Here is a 16,935-nt window from a genome sequence, read left to right as displayed (position 1 = left end):
ATAATGACAGCCCATTTTTTCAGTCGTGGTGGATGCATGAATCAATCGGCTGGCGTGGCAGCGAAGCGGCTGCCTGAGAGTGAACGCAAGCAACTGGCCGTTCAGGCGCTGGCGGGATCGGAAACGATCAGTGAACTGTCTGCCAGGCTCGGCGTGAGTCGCAAGTTTGTCTACGCGCAACGGGGCAAGGCGAGCGACGCGCTCGATGTTGCGTTCTCTCTGACGGCGCCCGATGACGAGGTTCTGTTCCAGTTGCCGGTCACCCGGCCCTGGCTGCGTCAGGTGATGCTCGGGCTCACGCTGATCTGTCGCAGTTCGTATCGCGGCGTGGTGGAGTTCATGCGCGATCTGCTGGGCGTATGCGTCAGTGTGGGCAGCGTTCACAACCTGCAGCAATGGGCCGCGCAGCAGGCCAGGGCGATCAACCGCGAGCAGGACCTCTCTGGCATTCGCGTGGGCCTGCACGACGAGATCTTCCAGGGCTCGCAGCCGGTGCTTACCGGCGTCGATGCCGAATCGACCTACTGTTACCTGCTTGCCGGCGAGAAACATCGCGACGCCGACACTTGGGGCGTGAACCTGCTCGACACGTCAAGGCAGGGGCTCGCACCCGACTACACGATTGCCGATGCCGCCCAGGGTCTGCGCGCCGGACAGAAAGCCGCCTGGGGCGACACGCCCTGCCATGGCGATGTGTTTCACATCCAGCACCAGTGCGAGACGCTGGGCAAGCTCGCCCGGGGTGCCCGCACACGGCGCGAGCAGCTCGAAGCCGGGACAGATCGCGCCCGCGCGCGGGGACGGGCGGGCCGCTTCGCTGCCGCGCTGAGGCAGGCGCGCCACGCTCAGGCGCACGCCGATGAACTGGCCCGTGACGTGCGCACACTCACCCAGTGGCTCAGTCATGACATTCTGGCGCTGGCGGGTCCGGTGCTGGCCACGCGGCAGATGCTGTTCGACTTCGTGGTCGATGAGTTGGGGTCCCAAGCCGGAACCGCAGAAATTTTCGAAGTCTTTTTGATTCAGCAGGTTAGCCGCTATTTCCGGGCGGCAAAGGCCTGATTCATCTGCCGTGCCCGCTGGATCTTGTCGCCGTGCAGGTACATTGACGTCGTCGCGATCGAAGCATGACGAAGATTATCGCGCACGCTCGTGAGCTCAGCCCCGCGGGCGAGCGCATGACTCGCATGACTGTGGCGCATCCAGTGCGGACTCGCGCGTCGCAGCTTGTCGGCGGCGACCGGGTGGTCGGTCTGGATCACGTCGGCGACCTGCATAAAGAAGCGGCGCATCACGCGCCCCAGTCGTGAACCCACAATGCCGGCGGCTCTGTCCTCGCCGAGGCTCGCGACCAGTGGCGTTTTCGGATTCCAGCGTGCCGGCGTGACGGGTAATTGCCGCTGGACAAGATACTGGTCGAGGGCGGTACGGGCGAGCGGCGGCAGCGCCACCTGGCCGGGTTTGCTGCCCTTCCCAACCAGATGCAGCCAGTGATCTCCGTGCTCGTCCACACGAATATTGCCGAGCATGGCACCGACCAGTTCACTGGCGCGCAAACCCGTCGCGTAACCGAAGTCGAGCAGGAAGCGCAGCCGCTGCGCGGCTGGCTCCGACCAGCCGTAGGACCATTCGAGGCCGTCGGCAATCGCACGTATCAGCAGCCACTCGCCTTCGGTAAAACCCCGGGTCGTGTCGAGCGCGGGCTGCGTGGTGTGGCCGCGGACCTTGACGCCGGCGAACGGGTTGGCGAGCACGTAACGCTGCTCGATCAGCCAGCGGAACAGCGCCGACAGCACCGTGAGGGCGTACGCCGCCGAGCGTGCCGAGAGGCCGCCCGCAAACGGTCGCCACTCGACGGAATCACGCGGTCGCGGCTGCCCGACCCAGCGCTCGCGCGGCGTCGGCCGACGCACGAACGCCCGGTACGCGATCGCGTCGTCGGTCGTTAGTGACGACAGCGCCCGCTCGCGTTCGACGATGGCCCACAGGATCAGCCGCTCAGCTTCCTTGCGATAGGCGCACTGCGTCGCCGCAGTTTCGTGCAGCGCAAGCCACGCCTGTAAGGCTTCGTAATCGTTCACCGCGTTCAGCGTGCAGGCTTCGCGCGGGGCCCGGAAGCTACCTTGGGAACCATCGACCTCGTGCGGCAGACGCAACTGCTCCCACGGCACGATGCCACCGGGCTGCGTAACGGCAATCAGGGCACGGGCGCGCTCGGTCAGGTGAGGATGCACGGCAAAGAAGATTTCGACCTGCCGCGCCCCAGTCTCGCCGAGCCCTTCGATTGCTCGCCACCAGCCGCGCCGACGCGGGACACGTACGGTGAGCTCGGAAAGCGTGTGAATGCCGTGCGCGCGCAGGGCATTCACAGTCCGGGGCACAAGCCACCGGTCGATGTCGTCGCTGATCTGGGGTTGGGGCGCAGTCAGCGACGGCAATGTTCTGATTGCGCGCTCGACTGCGCTGGCCCGACGCTGCCGCTCTTCGGGGAGGTGCTGGAATACTGCGGCCAGATCCGGCCGGTGGCGGCTTTGCGCGAACGCCATGAGCTGCCGGCGGATGCGGCCGAGCATGCCCCGCGCGGACTGGCCCGACGTCTTGTGATCGGGCAGATAGCGCAGGACGGCGGCACGGGAGCTAAGGCCTGCATACCAGCCCCGTAGCGCGGCCAGCGAATCGGCATCCGGGAACCCGGGTTCGGCAGGCGTTGCGGCTGGCCGCCGGGTCTGACGCGTTGACGATTTCCAGCGCGCAGAGTACTTCGCCTTCACCGATGATGAGCTGGCCATCGCGCACCAGCGCAAAGGATTGCCCGAACAGATCCTGTGCCTGCTGCAGACCGGCTATTTCAAGGCCACGCGCGCATTCTTCACGCTCACGGAACTTCCGCCAGAAGATGCTGGCTACCTGCGCGAACGCTATTTTCCTCAACAGGCGCTTTCGCCAAGACCCATCCGCTCCGCAGAAATCTACGCGCAGCGCCGCGAAATCCTTTCGCTGTTCCGCTTTCGCCTCTAGTCGAAGCAGGACAGCCCGTTGCTCATGCAACGCGCGGCACAACTGGTGCGACGCGATGTGACGCCCGCGTTCGTAGTCACCGAACTCATCCTCTGGCTGAACCAGCAGCACATCGTGCGCCCGGGTTATACCGGCGGATTCAACCGGTCGATGCAATAGTTTGGTTAAACCGCTCGGCTGGCGTTTCGTAATTCAGTGTCTTCCTCGGACGTTCATTGAGCCGTCTCGCCACAGCATTGAGCCTAGTCTGTGAATACACCGACAGGTCGGTACCTTTCGGGAAGTATTGCCTCAACAGTCCATTCGTGTTCTCGTTCGACCCACGCTGCCAGGGATGTTGTGGGTCGCAGAAGTAGACGGCAATGTCCGTGGCAACAGTAAAGCGTTTGTGGCTGGCCATCTCAGTGCCGCGATCCCAGGTTAGCGATTTGTAGAGTTCCTGGGGCAATTTGCAGGCATGTTTGATGAGCGCATCGGCAACCACCTCGCTGTCCTTGCTGGCAATCTTCACCAGCATCACATAGCGTGTCTGGCGCTCGACGAGCGTCGCAATCTGGCTGCTCCCGCTGCCGCAAAGCAGATCACCCTCCCAATGTCCCGGCACTGCGCGGTCCTCGATCGTGGCTGGACGTTCGCTGATCGACACCGTGTCGCGGATCCTGCCGTGGTCGCCCGTCTTCTGCGTGTAATGGCGGGAACGCCGCATGACCCGGGTACGCCGCAAATGTTCGAGCAATTCCTTCTTCAAGACACCACGGGCCTGGATGAAGAGACTGCGGTAGATGGTCTCGTGTGACACGTGGTAATCCTCGTTGTCCGGGTACGCGCGCCTGAGCCATCCCGCGATCTGCTCGGGCGACCACTCCAGTTGAAGTTTGTCTGCCACGATGCGTGCCAACATCCGGTGTTCGACCAGCTTACAGACTTTGGGCCGCTGCGCCCGATCCCAGGCAAGCTGATCGGCGTGACTTGCCCGATAGCCATCCTGCCCACTGTTGCGTTTGATCTCGCGGCAGATGGTAGAGGGAGCCCGCGCAAGCCGACTGGCGATTGACTGGATCGAATCGCCAGCAACAAGCGCGCTCGATATCTCTTCCCGCTCGGCTAATGTTAGCGCCAGCCGCGAACGATGTCGCTTTGCCGGCGGGATTCCACCGGCTTCGCCGATGATCCGCTGCACGGACGAGTGGTGGCGATCGAAGAGCTGGGCGATATGCTCGAGAGACTCACCCTTTCGCCAGCGCTCCCACATCAGCGCTTTCTGCTTCTCGCTGTAGTAAATCCGGTGTCGCTGTTTCATTTGCAACACTCCCGCCGCTCATGCAGCGTTCATTGTGTTGCATCGACCGGTTGAATCCGCCACCACCTTCCAGACGATCGTCAGTACCGCACTCCGTGAAGAACGGCAACGACTGGCCGCACTGGTCGAGGCGGGCGTTACCGATGACGTCAGGGCCGCGCTGCAACGCCTGCTCGTACGCGATGAGTCCCTGTCCGAACTGGCCGCGATCAAGCAGGATGCGAAATATTTCGGACCTCACATGATGGGCCGCGAACGCCGCAAGCGCGCCACGCTCGAACCCGTCTACAACGCCGCCCGGTCAATCCTGCCCCAGCTCGGCATCTCCCAGCAGAATATCGCGTACTACGCGAGCCTTGCACACTTCTACACCATCTACGACCTGCGTCAGCTTCAACCCGGGCAGTCATTCCTGTACCTGCTGTGCTACGCCTGGCAACGCTACCGGCAACTGAACGACAATCTGGTCGACGCCCTGCGCCATCACACGAAGAAGTTCGAGGACGACAGCAAGGCCAGTGCCGATGACGCTTTCATACACGCCCAGATCCAGCGGCAGAAAGATACTCCGCAGGTCGGCAGGCTCCTGCAGCTCTACGTCGATGACTCGCTCGACGATGTCACGCCGTTCGGAACCGTGCGACGCCAGGCGTTCAGCGTCCTGCCCAGGGCTGACCTGCAGCAGGTCGCCGGTCTGTTAAGCAACAAACCCGTCAGCCAGATGGAGCTGCGCTGGCGGGCCGTTGACGAGGTCGCCGGGCAGATTCGCACGCGACTCAGGCCGCAGGCAATGGCACTCGAATTCTCCAGCGCACGCAACGACGATCGATGGCTTGCGGCCCTGCACTAGATGCGCGGCGTGTTTTCACGCAGGCAGCGGCTCGAACGGCGACCGCTCGCGGACATACCACCCGATACACTCCCGGAGCGGCTGCGCCCGTATCTGCTCACCTTCGATGACAAGGGCCAGCCTGTCAGCCTGCGTGGCGACCGATACGAATTCTGGATCTACCGGCAACTGCGCAAGCGCGTCGATAGCGGAGAATTGCATCTGAACGACAGCACCCAGCATCGACAGTTCAGCGACCATCTTGTTCCTGCCGATCGGACGGCCGCCGTCCTCGGCGAACTGGATCTCGCCTGGCTGCGCCAACCGGTACAAGTCACCGTCGCCGCTTTGTGCGACGAGCTTCGCGACCTCTGGCAGCGCTTTGATCGTGAACTGCGGCAGGGCAAGCTCAAACACCTCGACTACGACGCGCAACGCAGCACCCTGACCTGGCGCAAACCCAAAGCGGACAGAAACGCCACGCAGCAGGAAAGCTTCTACGCGAAGCTGCCGCTACGCGATATTGCGGACATCATCCGGTTCGTGAATGACCGTTGTGGCTTCCTGTCGGCGATGACGCCCCTGCAGCCCCGTTACGCGAAGAAGATTGCCGACGCGGACAGCCTGATGGCGGTGATTATTGCGCAGGCCACCAACCTCGGCAATCTCGCCATGTCCCAGACCTGCGATATCCCGTATCACGTGTTCGACGAGACGTACCGGCAGTACTGCCGTCTGGCGACACTGCGGGCCGCCAACGACCGGATTGCCAACTTCATCGCACAGCTACCGATCTTCGAGTGTTACTCGTCCGATCTCGGCGCACTCTTCGGCGCCGTCGACGGACAGAAGTTCGCTGCCGCCACGCCTACCGCAAAGGCACGGCACTCGCGCAAATATTTCGGTCGCGAACGGCGTGTCGTCGCCTTTACGTCACTCACCAATCACGTCGCCACGCTCACCAACCTCATCGGGGCGCACGAGCACGAAAGCCATTACGTCTTCGATCTCTGTTACCGCAACACGACCGATATCGCACCAACGATCATCACCGGTGACATGCATAGCATCAACAAGATGAATTTCGCGGCCATGCACTGGTTCGAGATGGGTTTCGCTCCGCGGTTCACCAACCTGCAGGCGCAACTGAAGCATCTGTTCTGCGGCGACGACATCGGGCAGTACAGCAACTTTCTGATCAAACCCGCCGGACAGATCGACCGGTCTGCCATCTGCGATGATCCGTCCGCCATCGAACAGATCATTGCATCGCTCAGCGTGAAGGAAATGAGCCAGCAGGCACTGGTCCGCAAGCTTTGCGCGCTGTCTCCGCATCACCGCACGCGCCGTGCGGTCTTCGAGTTCGACAAGCTCGTGTGCAGCATCTACACGCTGCGCTACATGCGCGACCCCCAGCTGCAGCGCAACGTCCATCGTTCGCAGAACCGCATCGAGGCGTATCACGCACTGCGCGGATTCATCGCTGAGGTCGGTGGCAAGAAACACCTGATCGGCAAGACCGATCACGATATTGCGATCAACAACGAGTGTGGCCGGCTTCTGGCTAACGTCGTAACCGCCTTCAACTCGGTGCTGCTTTCTCAACTACTCGAACGCTATCGGCGAGAGGGTAACGAGAAGGCGCTCGCGATGCTGAAAAAGATTTCTCCGGTGGCCTGGCAGCACATCCACCTCCTTGGGCATTACACGTTTCGCAACGAGAACCCGATCGACATCGCCGCCATGCTCGCTGGCCTCGATCTCCTGTAACTACCTGAAATTCAAGAACTTCCAAAATTTCTGCGGTTCCGGCTTGGAACCCCGAAAAGCTTGCCCAGCATGGGTTAGAAAGGATTTTCAGTTTTCGGGGGATGGGTAAAAATAGCCTAGACCGAAAAGACAATCCCCCCGCCTCGTCAGCGTGGGAAAGCGCCGACATGCCACCATGCCGTCTACAGGAAAACACAGCTCTACCGGAGCGGACGTAGGACGATGGATGGAGTGGAGATACCCTGCCAGCTGCCCCGCGACCACGTCAGCTCCAACCGCAACGGCGGGTTCGAATAGCCCGCCGTCATCTGCATAAACAAAGTAGTCACGCGTCGGCACCTCCGTGAATCTCGTAGGCGCTGGTACATGAAGCGAGTCTTCTCTGTAGATGCCCATATGATGCAAGAGGCGACGAACCCCGTTGCTGGCAATCTGCTTCCCGACATATTGGAGCGTCGCACCGCCGCCTAGTTCAGCGGTAATGACAGGAACTCCCTGCGCTTCAGCGGAAGCGGGAAGTGTCGTATTTCCTCCGCCACCTTTACCGTCAGTAAGATAGCTAACTGGCGCGCCAAATACACTGACGAGCTGCATCAATCGCGCGTGCCGCTCGGCGTCAGCCGATGGGCGGATCAGCGCACATGGAACGTATTCCAGCGACCTTCCACCGGAGTGAAGGTCGACAACCAGGTCCGCCATCGGCAGCAGAACCGACGTCACATAATGCGCGATCATCTCTGTCGGCGTGCCGTGAGCCTTGCCTGGATAGACACGGTTGAGATTGCCTTCGTCCATGGGGGACACACGCCGTCCCGCCTCAACCGCCGGAAAATTGAGCGAGGGAAGGATAACGATTCTGCCATTGACATCGTCTGGAGAGATTTCCCGGGCAAGTTCAAGCAGCGCTATCTGACCCTCGTACTCGTCTCCGTGAGTTCCAGCGAACAAGACAGCGGTAGGTCCTTTCCCATTTTTCACGCAGACTACCGGAATCGGGATCCAGCCATACGCTGAGAGATCACTGGAAATCGGCAGGCGCAACGAGCCTGCCTGTTTGCCCTCCTTTTCAAAGCTGATAGGCGACCAGATACGGGTGGGAGTCGACATATTATTGACTTGATTAGCTGATGACAGGAATGGCCGCGGGTGACAGATCGCTGAGAAACTCGATCCCGCTTTCGCGGACATAAACTACCTCTTCGAACTGGAAAACAGCTCCGTCGCGCTCCAGCTTCGGTTCGATGTGGAAAATCATTCCCGGCTCGATCACCGTTGTATCTGTCGCTGACAGCGAAGGAGGTTCGGTCACGTCGAAGCCGCCGCCATGGCCAATCCGGGTTACAGCCGTGTACACCTGTCCCACATCCAGTTCCTTCCACATACGGGCAAAGTTAGCGTAGACGTCTGAGCACGTCATACCAGCCTTTACAAAGCGGCACAGTGTATGGGTCAGTTCGCGGACAGCCGAGTACGTCTTTATCTCCCAGTCCGACGGCTGACCGCCGCGAGCGGTGCGGTTTCTGTCAGCCGGGTAACCTCCGTAGGTCGCTCGAAAGTCTGTCCAGATATAGTGACCTTCTTCTAATCTCCGCTCGCTCGGCGGCCGGCTATAGACGAAATCGCCCTTCGCGAAAAGCATGGCTATCGGGTCGGCCCTTTCGGCACCGTTCAGAAACATCTGCGCCTGCATCCGACGATATAGCTCAATTTCCGTCATGCCAAGATACGCGTCGGCAATTGTTCGATCGAAAGCGTCATTCACAATGGCGAAGGCCGTCTTCTTCAGATTCGCTTCGAAGTCCGATTTGATCAGCCGCACCTTCCACAACTCGGGCGTTGCATCGGTTACTTTCCCTCCCGCGCTCAAACCGCTCAACGTGGCGATCATTTCAAGCGAGCCAAGGCCGGTCATGTCCTGACCGTAGTCAATTCCAAGGCGAACCGTCCGTCCGCTGAAATGCGCCTGAATGGTTTCCGACAGAGCAGCTAAACCCTCACTCAGATATCCATGGTAGTAGACGGCTTTGAACGTACGGGGCTTGTAGCTGACGTTCTTCTGTTCTGTCTTGCTGCCTATCACGATTAGATCGTCCGCTGTCAGCAATGCGAACACCGGCCTTGCCTTGTACATCCACGAGAGCGTGAAGAAGTCCGTAACATACTGGACGTTTTTGATGTCTGTTAGCACGATCGCGTCTAACTGACTGCGCTCCATCTCGCGACGGACACGGCTGAGCCGCCCTTCCAGTTCGGCTAACGGCACATCGGGGGCAGGCCGCAACGCCATGCCAACTTTAGTGGCAGTATCATGGGTAGCTTCCGTCATCATTTTTTCTCCATTCGAGAAATCGCTTCCTTGGACAGGTTGATCGAACATGCGAGCCGATCAAAGGGTGACTCGACAACTCCGAATACATCGATTCCTGGCGTCTCCGTACTTATGTGATACAGGCGACGCAACATAGGATATGTGTTCGGGATAGCGAAGATCTTTTGTGCGCCCGACGATGCAGGAGCAGCATCGATGACCAGGGACATGTCTTTTACCGCTACGTCATGCCTGTTCAGGGCGGTGACAATGAAGTGCTCTCCGAACTCGTCGACGATTTCATCTGGCACCGACGTTGGAACGTATGCGGCGTCGTACATGATGGGTTGCCCGTCGGCATAGATGATCTTCCTCACGCACAGATAGACGTTGTCGGGAGGTCCAAAGAGTGCAAGGGTGGGATCTGCGATCCTCTCCTTCGTGATCGAGACAAGCTCCATGCGTGGTTCAAAGCCAAGTCGGCGCGCGTTGTCCATCGAGGACATCCAGACGTCCAGCTCCCGGATGAAACGTCTCTTCTCCTTGACAAACGTGCCTTTTCCCGGCACAGATTCGAGCACGCCTGCCGACTGAAGATCGCGTACAGCGCGCTTGACCGTGATCGCACTAACGCCGAGCTCCTCGCTCATCTGAGCAGTGGACGCAATGGCGTCGCCAGGCTTATAAAAGCCGTTTTCGATCCGTTTGCTGATCTCGGCTCTGACGCTCTCGTGAAGCGAGGAGCTTGACGAAGTCATGCCCTTTGGGCTCGCTGTTTTCTCTGTGGCCATAGCCATCGCAATTAACCCTATATCCTTAATGCCTGCATAACCTCTGGGCGACAGCTCCCGCTCAGTGGAGGATCTGCGAGAGGAACCGTCGGCTACGCTCGTTGTCTGGGTTGTCGAAGAATTTTTGCGGCGTTGCGTCTTCGACAATCTCGCCCTTGTCCATGAAGATCACCCGGTCCGCCACTCTCCGGGCGAACCCCATCTCATGTGTTACACATAGCATCGTCATACCGTCGCGGGCAAGCGTTGTCATTACCTCAAGCACTTCATTTACCATCTCAGGATCGAGAGCGGAAGTCGGCTCGTCGAACAACATGATCTTGGGCTCCATGCACAGCGCTCGAGCGATCGCTACTCGCTGCTGCTGTCCACCTGACAATTGCGACGGATACTTGTTCGCCTGGTCTGCAATACGGACTTTGTCCAGATGGCGAAGCGCAACTTCCCTCGCTTGATGCTTGGAGTACTTCTTTGTGCGCACTGGTGCAAGCATGCAGTTGCCAAGTACGGTAAGGTGGGGAAACAGATTGAACTGTTGAAACACCATGCCGATATCTTGCCGGATTGCCGTCAGGCTTCTGCCCTTGGCTCCGATCTCCGCTCCGTCGACAATCAACTGACCGACCTGGTGATTCTCAAGCTGGTTGATGCAGCGGATCAGTGTTGACTTACCCGAACCGGACGGCCCACAAATGACGATGCGCTCGCCCGTGGTCACGGTCAGATTTACATCTCTCAAAACTTGGAATTTCCCGTACCACTTACTCAGGCCAGAAATCTGGATTGCAGGTCGACCTGTGGCTTCGTTAGTCGGAGCCGTTTCGAATTCAATCTTCCTAAGTGTTTGCATCATGTCCCCTAGATGGTTGTTAGCGCCGGCTCGAAAGGAACAGCCGCTTCTCAAGCCTGTGCACTAGCGCAGTCACAAGCAACGCCAGCCCAAGGAACGCGATTCCTGCCACCAGCATCGGCTCGGCATAGCGGTATGTCTCTGATGCGACATCGAATGCGCTACCCAACATTTCCGGAACTGCCAGAACGGCCAGCGTCGGCGTTGTTTTCAGAATTGATACGAAGTAGCTGCCCATCGGCGCAGCGATGCTGCGCAGCATTTGTGGTGCAACAACGAAGGCTATCGTGTCGATGCGGCTCAACTGAAGAGACTTCGCCGCTTCGACCTGTCCTTTAGGGATGGCACCCTTTGATGATCTCGGAGATTCTGTGGTCTGATGCTTTGTCATCTTCTTGCGGCGTGAGGCAGCGTGTGGTGACAAGGCCTCCAGTCCGCCCTGATCGTAGTTGCGCTCCCACGTAGCGATAATATTGAAGTTGCGAATATCAAACAGCGCGGCGGCCTGCCGATAGGAAAGGCCCTCGTCACGCATGCGTCGCAACACAGACAGCTTGAATTTTAAGCTATAGGTGGCCCGCGCCTTTTCCCTGACGCCTGCAGCACCATGCGAACGATAGCCTGCCACCCATTTGCGTAGCGACGTAACATCCACATCATGGCGGCGAGCAACGACTTTGAGCCCGGCCGTTCCCAAACAATAATTCTTGACGACCGCGAGCTTCGTCTCTTCCGAATACTTGCCCACAAGACTCCCTGCAGAAGTGTCCAACTTCTGGGGGTCAGTCCAATTTAAGTGGACACGATGCTCCCAAGACTTTCACCGTGACTCAAGATGGGATGACCGGGCGCTTACCCTGATGCCGCAGATGCGCAACATCAAGGATCTCGTGCTGTACGAGGCGGACCGGCTGCGCAAATACAAGCACATCGACAGCTTGTGCCGTCAGCCGGTGGACTGGCCACTCATCGAACGTCACTATGCCGACATGATGCGCGTTGCAGTGTCGATCAAGGCAGGCAAGATGACGCCGTCGACGGTCCTGCGCCGCCTGGGATCGGAGAGCACGAAAAACAAGCTCCGCTTCACATTCCGTGAGCTGGAGCAAGTGACGCAGACGCTGTTCCGGTTGAAATATCTCAGTGAACCAGACCTGCGTCGCACGATTCACGCCGCGACCAACAAGAGCGAGCAGTTCAACGACTTCGCGAAGTGGCTGATGTTCGGTGGCGAAGGCGCGATAGCCGAAAGCGTCCGTCACTGGCAGCGCAAGGTGATCAAGTACAACGACCTCGTCGCGAACTGCCTGCCGCAAAGGCATACAGCCCCAACGAGTCTTTTTGATTTCGTCCCTTAAACTACGCGTCGATCCGTCACCTTGCTCGAGCTAACGAAGACGCTATTTCGGGTATGCGGTAAGTAGAAAGCAGTCAGCGTCGTTTTTCTCGATTACTGCGACCCAGTTTCGTGTCCCTTGGCAGACGAAGCCCTTGTTTGCATTGCACGGTGAGCGGTTCTTACTGGGGTCTTTTCCAGTGAACGTCTCGACTACCAGACCAACTTTTTGTTCGCTTCGCCCGGTTAAGGTGGTTCTTCCGTTGGGGCCGGTCACCGCGCCGGGAGCGCTTGTCTTTATCGCGTCGGATATCGCCCTGAGCATTGTTTTCGCGTCTGTGAAGGAGCTTGCCGCTTCGGGATATGGCGCGCAAGTGTCACCCTTACCGCCGCCCCGATTGATGATGCGGCCGATTAAGCCGCTTTCTGATTTTCCGACGTGACACCTAACTGCGTGACCACCAGCGGATTCCTGCTGGCCAAGCCACTGCGCCCAGTTGCCGTTCGCCGGTGGGAGGCAGGTCTGTGCAGCCGCATTCAGCATTGTCAGTGCGAGTGCGCACGCTACCGTCGAAAAAACGGACGTCCTTAGTAGACGGATACGTATGTTGCGGTGAAGCGATTTTTTCATCTTGGTCCTTGTACAGATTAGACGGTGTTAGGAACTTCGAAGTACCAGGATTGCACGGACAAGCACAAGCACGGCTACGACGACAAAATGCGGACCTGCGAGTGTTTCGGGCAAGCGTTCGTAGTCAAGTGGGAGGCGTCGAAGGCGGTTGATCCATCCGAAGCTGCACTCGACTACCCATCGCCGCGGCAACAGCAGGAAACGCTTTTTCGCTTCGTCCAGCTTGACCACCTGGAGATCAATTCCTTAGGCGCGCGCAGCCTACGCAGGATGTTTGCCCGTGTCCCCCTGATCGGCAAAGACCACTTTTTCGGCTTCTCCCATTGCCTGCTGCACCTGACGCGCTAGCTCTGCCACCTGCGCCCGTTCCTGCTCGTTGGCCGGTGTCACGTGTACGGCGAGCAACTGACAGAATGTCGACCGCCATATGTACCTTGCTGCCACGCTTGCGCTTGTAGCCGTCATAGCCTGCGCGTGGGCCACTTTCACATGTCGATTGCAACGTGCGGCCATCAACGATAACCGCGCTCGGCTGCCCATGCCGCCCTTGCGCCACACGGACAATCGAACGAAGGTCACTCACCATGCACTCGAAACAGCCGCCGCCAGCCATCGTGCGTCTGCTGGTACACGAGTTTTCCCGACGAAAAAACGGTCAGCAGCACTCGCCACGCAGCCCCAGCGCGAGCCATCCAGCGCAACGCATTGACCGTTCGCGCACCTCGTACACTCTGTGGTGCACTCTCATCCATCAACGTTAGACGCTGCCACGAAGCTCCTTTCTTCGTCGAAAAACGTCTGTCGGATAGGCTTTACTTTTCGCTCTTGTCATGCCTCCCTTATGTTCCATGCTTGGCCCTAGAGAACCAATTTCGAGCACGCTTTCAATGTATTTCAGTACGACGAATGCATCGCCACTTTCTCAAGCCGCATGAACTTGGCCCCGCCATCGTTAGTGCGGTCGCGAAGATGGCAGTCGTCAGAAAATGGGATGCCGCACGTCTAACGCTCATCATGTGCCTTCCTTTCGGACTGTTCAAACATATTAAAGCAAATACACTTTTTGGAGATAAGTCAAAAATCCGTCGAGAGGACGTTGACTTCCTAGGAAAGCCATAACCTTTGCCATCTGAACAGCGGAACCACAAGGCAGGGCAGTCGTCCGTTTCAAACGTCCAAGATCCTCTACGCGATCGCGGCTACGATTCCGATTCCCGCAGTCCAGAACTGCGCCAGCGGGGTATCAAGCTAGGGCCTCCTCAAGCGTCGCAGAGGGTACGGCAGCCGGGTCGGAAAAATTCCGCTCGGTTCGATAAGCGAACTCACTCTTAGCTCCTTTGGCTGTTCTCCCGTCTGCTGGATGCAGAAGGTGTGGAACTGGGCCTCTAAAATCCCGGGGGTCGAACAGCGATGATCGTGCCAACAGCCAGATAACCGCGTGGATCGATATTCCTCGTTTTTAAACGACGAACAAGGTCGACAATGAAGATACGAAATGTCGTAAGTGCGACACTTCCCGTCTATCGTGTTCTGTATCCAGATCTATAAAGATAGATTCGACCACCCTATCTATTTGCACCGGAGCATTCGTGGTGACTTCCGCCTGCTTGAGCCACCGCGCGAGCTCGATACGCCGCGCAGACTCCTGTTTTCGACCGCGGTGTGGGCCGATGAGATGTTGCGTTGCCAACAGCAAAACTGAAACAACGGGCCGACTCCCCATTCGCCAAGGCCGACGCCCCGGATCCGGTCATAGGGACTGGCGTCAACCATCACCGTCGGCGCCGTCGCGAGCAACACGGAGCGTAGTTTATGGCTTTGCGCAAATTTCTCGCGACAGCCAACGAAGACAATCGATTCGCGCCGCGCGACCTATGTATCCAGAACGAAGTTGGCGACCTTACGGGCGAGCTTCTTCTGCGTCATCGGATCAGTCGTCGCGGGAATCTTCGCGGCGGACGTCTCGTCATCAAACAGCTTTGCCTTCGCGTACATCACGAACTGTTCGGCACACGTGAAGGTGACACCGCGGTAGTCGAGACGGCACGGATGCCAGTTGCTCAATACATCGTCCGCGCCGAAAAACCCGGTGTAATGCCCGATCGTGCGCATCGCACTAACTCCTTTCTGATTAACAGGGAATGGCCGCTTCTAGCGGCATGGTATCGATGCGCAAATGCTCGTTCGAAAACACTTGAGCAAACGTAAGCATCTGATCTGTACCGTTCCCCGCCTTGCGTAGAAGATGCAATCATCGGCTGCAACGGACACGAATGACTGACTGTGTCCACAAACAGCGGAGAATGGACACGGTGTCTCAGACAGTCGAATTACCTGCCAGGCGTCAGAACCAACGACATCCATTGGAGTGGAAGCGATCGGTCGTCGAGCAGACCTTTGAACCCGGTGCCGCCGTCGCCCGGATCGCCCGCGAGAACAACATCAACGCCAACCAGGTGTGGGCGTGGCGCAAACTGTACGCTCAGGGTTTGCTGGTGGACGACTCCCAGGCGCAGACGACGTTGCCTGTCGTTGTCGATGCACAGTCCGAACGGGCGATACCTCAGGAGCCGGATGCGCCACACACGCCTGCACCTGCCGTGGCTGCAAATGGCAGTATTCAGCTTCAGCATGGCAATACGTCACTTCGGATCGAAGGCGTGCCCGACGCGACGATCTTGCGCCGGTCCTTGAGCGGGTCCTCCGATGATTGGCCTGACCATCGCCGCCGGCGCTCCGGCCCCGTCAACACTTCCATCACTAATGACATGGTCCGCCCCGCCTCACCGGGCAGGTTACGCTGAAGGAGCTCACTCGTAACTGGAGACCATCATGGACCATGCGACGCTCGTTGGGATCGACCTTGGCAAACACAGCTTTCACATCCATGGTCAGGACAGCAAGGGTAACGCTGTGCTGCGGAAGAAGCTTGGGCGCAAGCAACTGATCGAGTTCTTTGCAACCTATGCGACCTGCACGGTCGTCATGGAGGCGTGTGCAGGTTCTCACTTCATGGCACGCAAGCTGGCCACGTTCGGCCACGAAGTCAGACTGATTTCGCCGCAGTTTGTGAGGCCATTCGTAAAGTCAAACAAGAACGACTTCGTCGATGCCGAAGCGATCTGTGAAGCTGCATCGCGCCCGGCCATGCGGTTCGTAACGCCGAAGACCGAGTCACAGCAAACGCTTTCGGTGCTACACCGCGTGCGTGAATCGATGGTGCGCGATCGCACGAGAACGATCAACCAGATGCATGGCTTTCTGCTCGAATTCGGCATCAGTCTGCCGGTCGGCAAGACTGGCGTCGAGCGACTGTCGGAGCTTCTCAGCTTCCATCCGTTGCCGCCCCGGCTTGTCGCGATCCTTGAGCGGCTTCACGAGCACTACAAGTACCTGCAGCAGCAGATCGGTGAGATCGATCGCGAGGTGGCGCAGCAGCTCGCCGACGACGACGTCGGACAAAGACTGTTGAGCATTCCTGGTATCGGGCCGATCACTGCAAGTGTGCTTGCCTCAGAAATCGGCGATGGCAAGCAGTTCAGATGCAGTCGCGATTTCGCGGCCTCGCTTGGCCTTGTTCCCCGCCAGTACAGCACAGGCGGCAGATCCAAACTTCTCGGCATCAGCCGACGGGGTGACAAGAAGATCCGCAGTCTTCTCGTCCAGTGCGCCCGGGCCTATATGCGATGCCTGCAGAAGCGAGCCGGCCACCTCGCGGACTGGACACGTGCACTACTGATGCGACGCCACTCAAACGTGGTGGCGTGCGCGCTGGCCAACAAGCTGGCTCGCACCGCCTGGGCTATCGTGGCACGTCACACCACCTTTGATCCAAGGGTTGCGACAGCATCGGCTTGAATCAACGCAGGCTAACCCTCTCTGCTTTTGCGACGACTGAAACCTGATGACGTGAACGGCACACCGGCCTGCGGAACACCCCGGCAAGCAAAGAGGCTCCTGAAGCCGCACAACTTCATGGGGGCCGCGGGCGCGAACTTCATCGAGGCGCGGGGAACAGTCCCCACAACGACGCCGGATAGATTCGAGCAAGCCAACACAGCATCAAGCGTCAGGGTTGCAAAACTGGGGCGGACCATAGATT

At 58.8% G+C, this 16,935-nt stretch carries 14 protein-coding genes and 3 pseudogenes; 7 read left to right on the top strand and 10 right to left on the bottom strand.

What is annotated here, in order from left to right; all coding sequences use genetic code 11:
- The first annotated feature begins 36 nt into the window (after nt 1-36).
- Nucleotides 37-1,062 (top strand): hypothetical protein, encoded by a 1,026-nt coding sequence (locus QFZ94_RS43785; RefSeq protein WP_429464217.1) that lies wholly within the window; start codon nt 37-39, stop codon nt 1,060-1,062.
- On the opposite strand, the gene QFZ94_RS43780 is transcribed toward QFZ94_RS43785, so the two are convergent.
- A complete protein-coding gene (locus tag QFZ94_RS43780) occupies nt 1,038-2,789 on the bottom strand; it encodes a phage integrase family protein (RefSeq protein ID WP_429464215.1) in 1,752 nt (583 codons plus the stop codon). The two genes, QFZ94_RS43785 and QFZ94_RS43780, sit on opposite strands and share 25 nt — an antisense overlap.
- On the opposite strand from QFZ94_RS43780, the gene QFZ94_RS43775 reads away from it, so the two are divergent.
- Nucleotides 2,782-3,018, top strand: coding sequence for a DUF4158 domain-containing protein (locus QFZ94_RS43775; RefSeq protein ID WP_429464333.1), 237 nt, complete (start codon nt 2,782-2,784; stop codon nt 3,016-3,018). The genes QFZ94_RS43780 and QFZ94_RS43775 overlap by 8 nt on opposite strands.
- A gap of 139 nt (nt 3,019-3,157) precedes the next feature.
- Here the strand turns inward: QFZ94_RS43775 and QFZ94_RS43770 are convergent, their stop codons facing one another.
- Nucleotides 3,158-4,318, bottom strand: coding sequence for an IS30 family transposase (locus QFZ94_RS43770; RefSeq protein WP_429455971.1), 1,161 nt, complete (start codon nt 4,316-4,318; stop codon nt 3,158-3,160).
- Nucleotides 4,319-4,352: 34 nt separating this feature from the next.
- On the opposite strand from QFZ94_RS43770, the gene QFZ94_RS43765 reads away from it, so the two are divergent.
- Together QFZ94_RS43765 and QFZ94_RS43760 are read left to right on the top strand one after the other, a co-directional pair.
- A complete protein-coding gene (locus QFZ94_RS43765; protein ID WP_429464213.1) occupies nt 4,353-5,168 on the top strand; it encodes a hypothetical protein in 816 nt (271 codons plus the stop codon).
- Nucleotides 5,169-5,177: 9 nt separating this feature from the next.
- On the top strand, nt 5,178-6,917 hold the full coding sequence (locus tag QFZ94_RS43760) for a Tn3 family transposase (RefSeq protein ID WP_429464211.1): 1,740 nt from the start codon (nt 5,178-5,180) through the stop codon (nt 6,915-6,917).
- Between the two features lie 87 nt (nt 6,918-7,004).
- Here QFZ94_RS43760 and QFZ94_RS43755 read toward each other — a convergent pair whose 3' ends face one another.
- From QFZ94_RS43755 to QFZ94_RS43735, 5 genes are all read right to left on the bottom strand, one after another.
- Nucleotides 7,005-8,024, bottom strand: coding sequence for a succinylglutamate desuccinylase/aspartoacylase family protein (locus QFZ94_RS43755; protein WP_429464209.1), 1,020 nt, complete (start codon nt 8,022-8,024; stop codon nt 7,005-7,007).
- Between the two features lie 13 nt (nt 8,025-8,037).
- Nucleotides 8,038-9,294, bottom strand: a complete 1,257-nt coding sequence (locus tag QFZ94_RS43750) for a M24 family metallopeptidase (RefSeq protein WP_429464207.1) — start codon at nt 9,292-9,294, stop codon at nt 8,038-8,040.
- On the bottom strand, nt 9,243-10,016 hold the full coding sequence (locus QFZ94_RS43745) for a GntR family transcriptional regulator (protein WP_429464205.1): 774 nt from the start codon (nt 10,014-10,016) through the stop codon (nt 9,243-9,245). The genes QFZ94_RS43750 and QFZ94_RS43745 overlap by 52 nt, the downstream gene beginning before the upstream one ends.
- Before the next feature lie 61 nt (nt 10,017-10,077).
- On the bottom strand, nt 10,078-10,866 hold the full coding sequence (locus QFZ94_RS43740; protein WP_429464203.1) for an amino acid ABC transporter ATP-binding protein: 789 nt from the start codon (nt 10,864-10,866) through the stop codon (nt 10,078-10,080).
- Between the two features lie 19 nt (nt 10,867-10,885).
- Nucleotides 10,886-11,614: a helix-turn-helix domain-containing protein gene (locus tag QFZ94_RS43735; RefSeq protein WP_429464201.1), complete on the bottom strand. Its 729-nt coding sequence runs from the start codon at nt 11,612-11,614 to the stop codon at nt 10,886-10,888.
- Nucleotides 11,615-11,717: 103 nt separating this feature from the next.
- Between QFZ94_RS43735 and QFZ94_RS43730 the strand changes: the two are divergent.
- Nucleotides 11,718-12,170: pseudogene (locus QFZ94_RS43730) on the top strand (Tn3 family transposase); the annotation flags it as partial.
- Nucleotides 12,171-12,266: 96 nt separating this feature from the next.
- Here the strand turns inward: QFZ94_RS43730 and QFZ94_RS43725 are convergent.
- The 3 genes and pseudogenes from QFZ94_RS43725 to QFZ94_RS43715 form a co-directional block, all read right to left on the bottom strand.
- The gene (locus QFZ94_RS43725) at nt 12,267-12,746 is read right to left on the bottom strand and encodes an RNase A-like domain-containing protein (RefSeq protein WP_410853147.1); all 480 of its coding nucleotides are present in this window, start codon (nt 12,744-12,746) and stop codon (nt 12,267-12,269) included.
- 114 nt (nt 12,747-12,860) lie between these two features.
- A pseudogene (locus QFZ94_RS43720) lies at nt 12,861-13,665 on the bottom strand (IS5 family transposase).
- Nucleotides 13,666-14,402: 737 nt separating this feature from the next.
- Nucleotides 14,403-14,945 (bottom strand): annotated as a pseudogene (locus QFZ94_RS43715) (NADAR family protein).
- A 191-nt stretch (nt 14,946-15,136) separates the two neighbouring features.
- Here QFZ94_RS43715 and tnpA point away from each other — a divergent pair.
- Nucleotides 15,137-15,637: an IS66-like element accessory protein TnpA gene (gene tnpA / locus QFZ94_RS43710; RefSeq protein ID WP_429464199.1), complete on the top strand. Its 501-nt coding sequence runs from the start codon at nt 15,137-15,139 to the stop codon at nt 15,635-15,637.
- A 28-nt stretch (nt 15,638-15,665) separates the two neighbouring features.
- On the top strand, nt 15,666-16,691 hold the full coding sequence (locus QFZ94_RS43705) for an IS110 family transposase (protein WP_176137999.1): 1,026 nt from the start codon (nt 15,666-15,668) through the stop codon (nt 16,689-16,691).
- The last annotated feature ends 244 nt before the right edge of the window (nt 16,692-16,935 follow it).

It is taken from the genome of Paraburkholderia sp. JPY465 (genome assembly GCF_050436725.1).
Taxonomy (GTDB): Bacteria; Pseudomonadota; Gammaproteobacteria; order Burkholderiales; family Burkholderiaceae; genus Paraburkholderia; species Paraburkholderia youngii.
The sequence above is the reverse complement of the archived record's forward strand: the minus strand, read 5'-3'. Positions and strand labels throughout refer to the sequence as shown.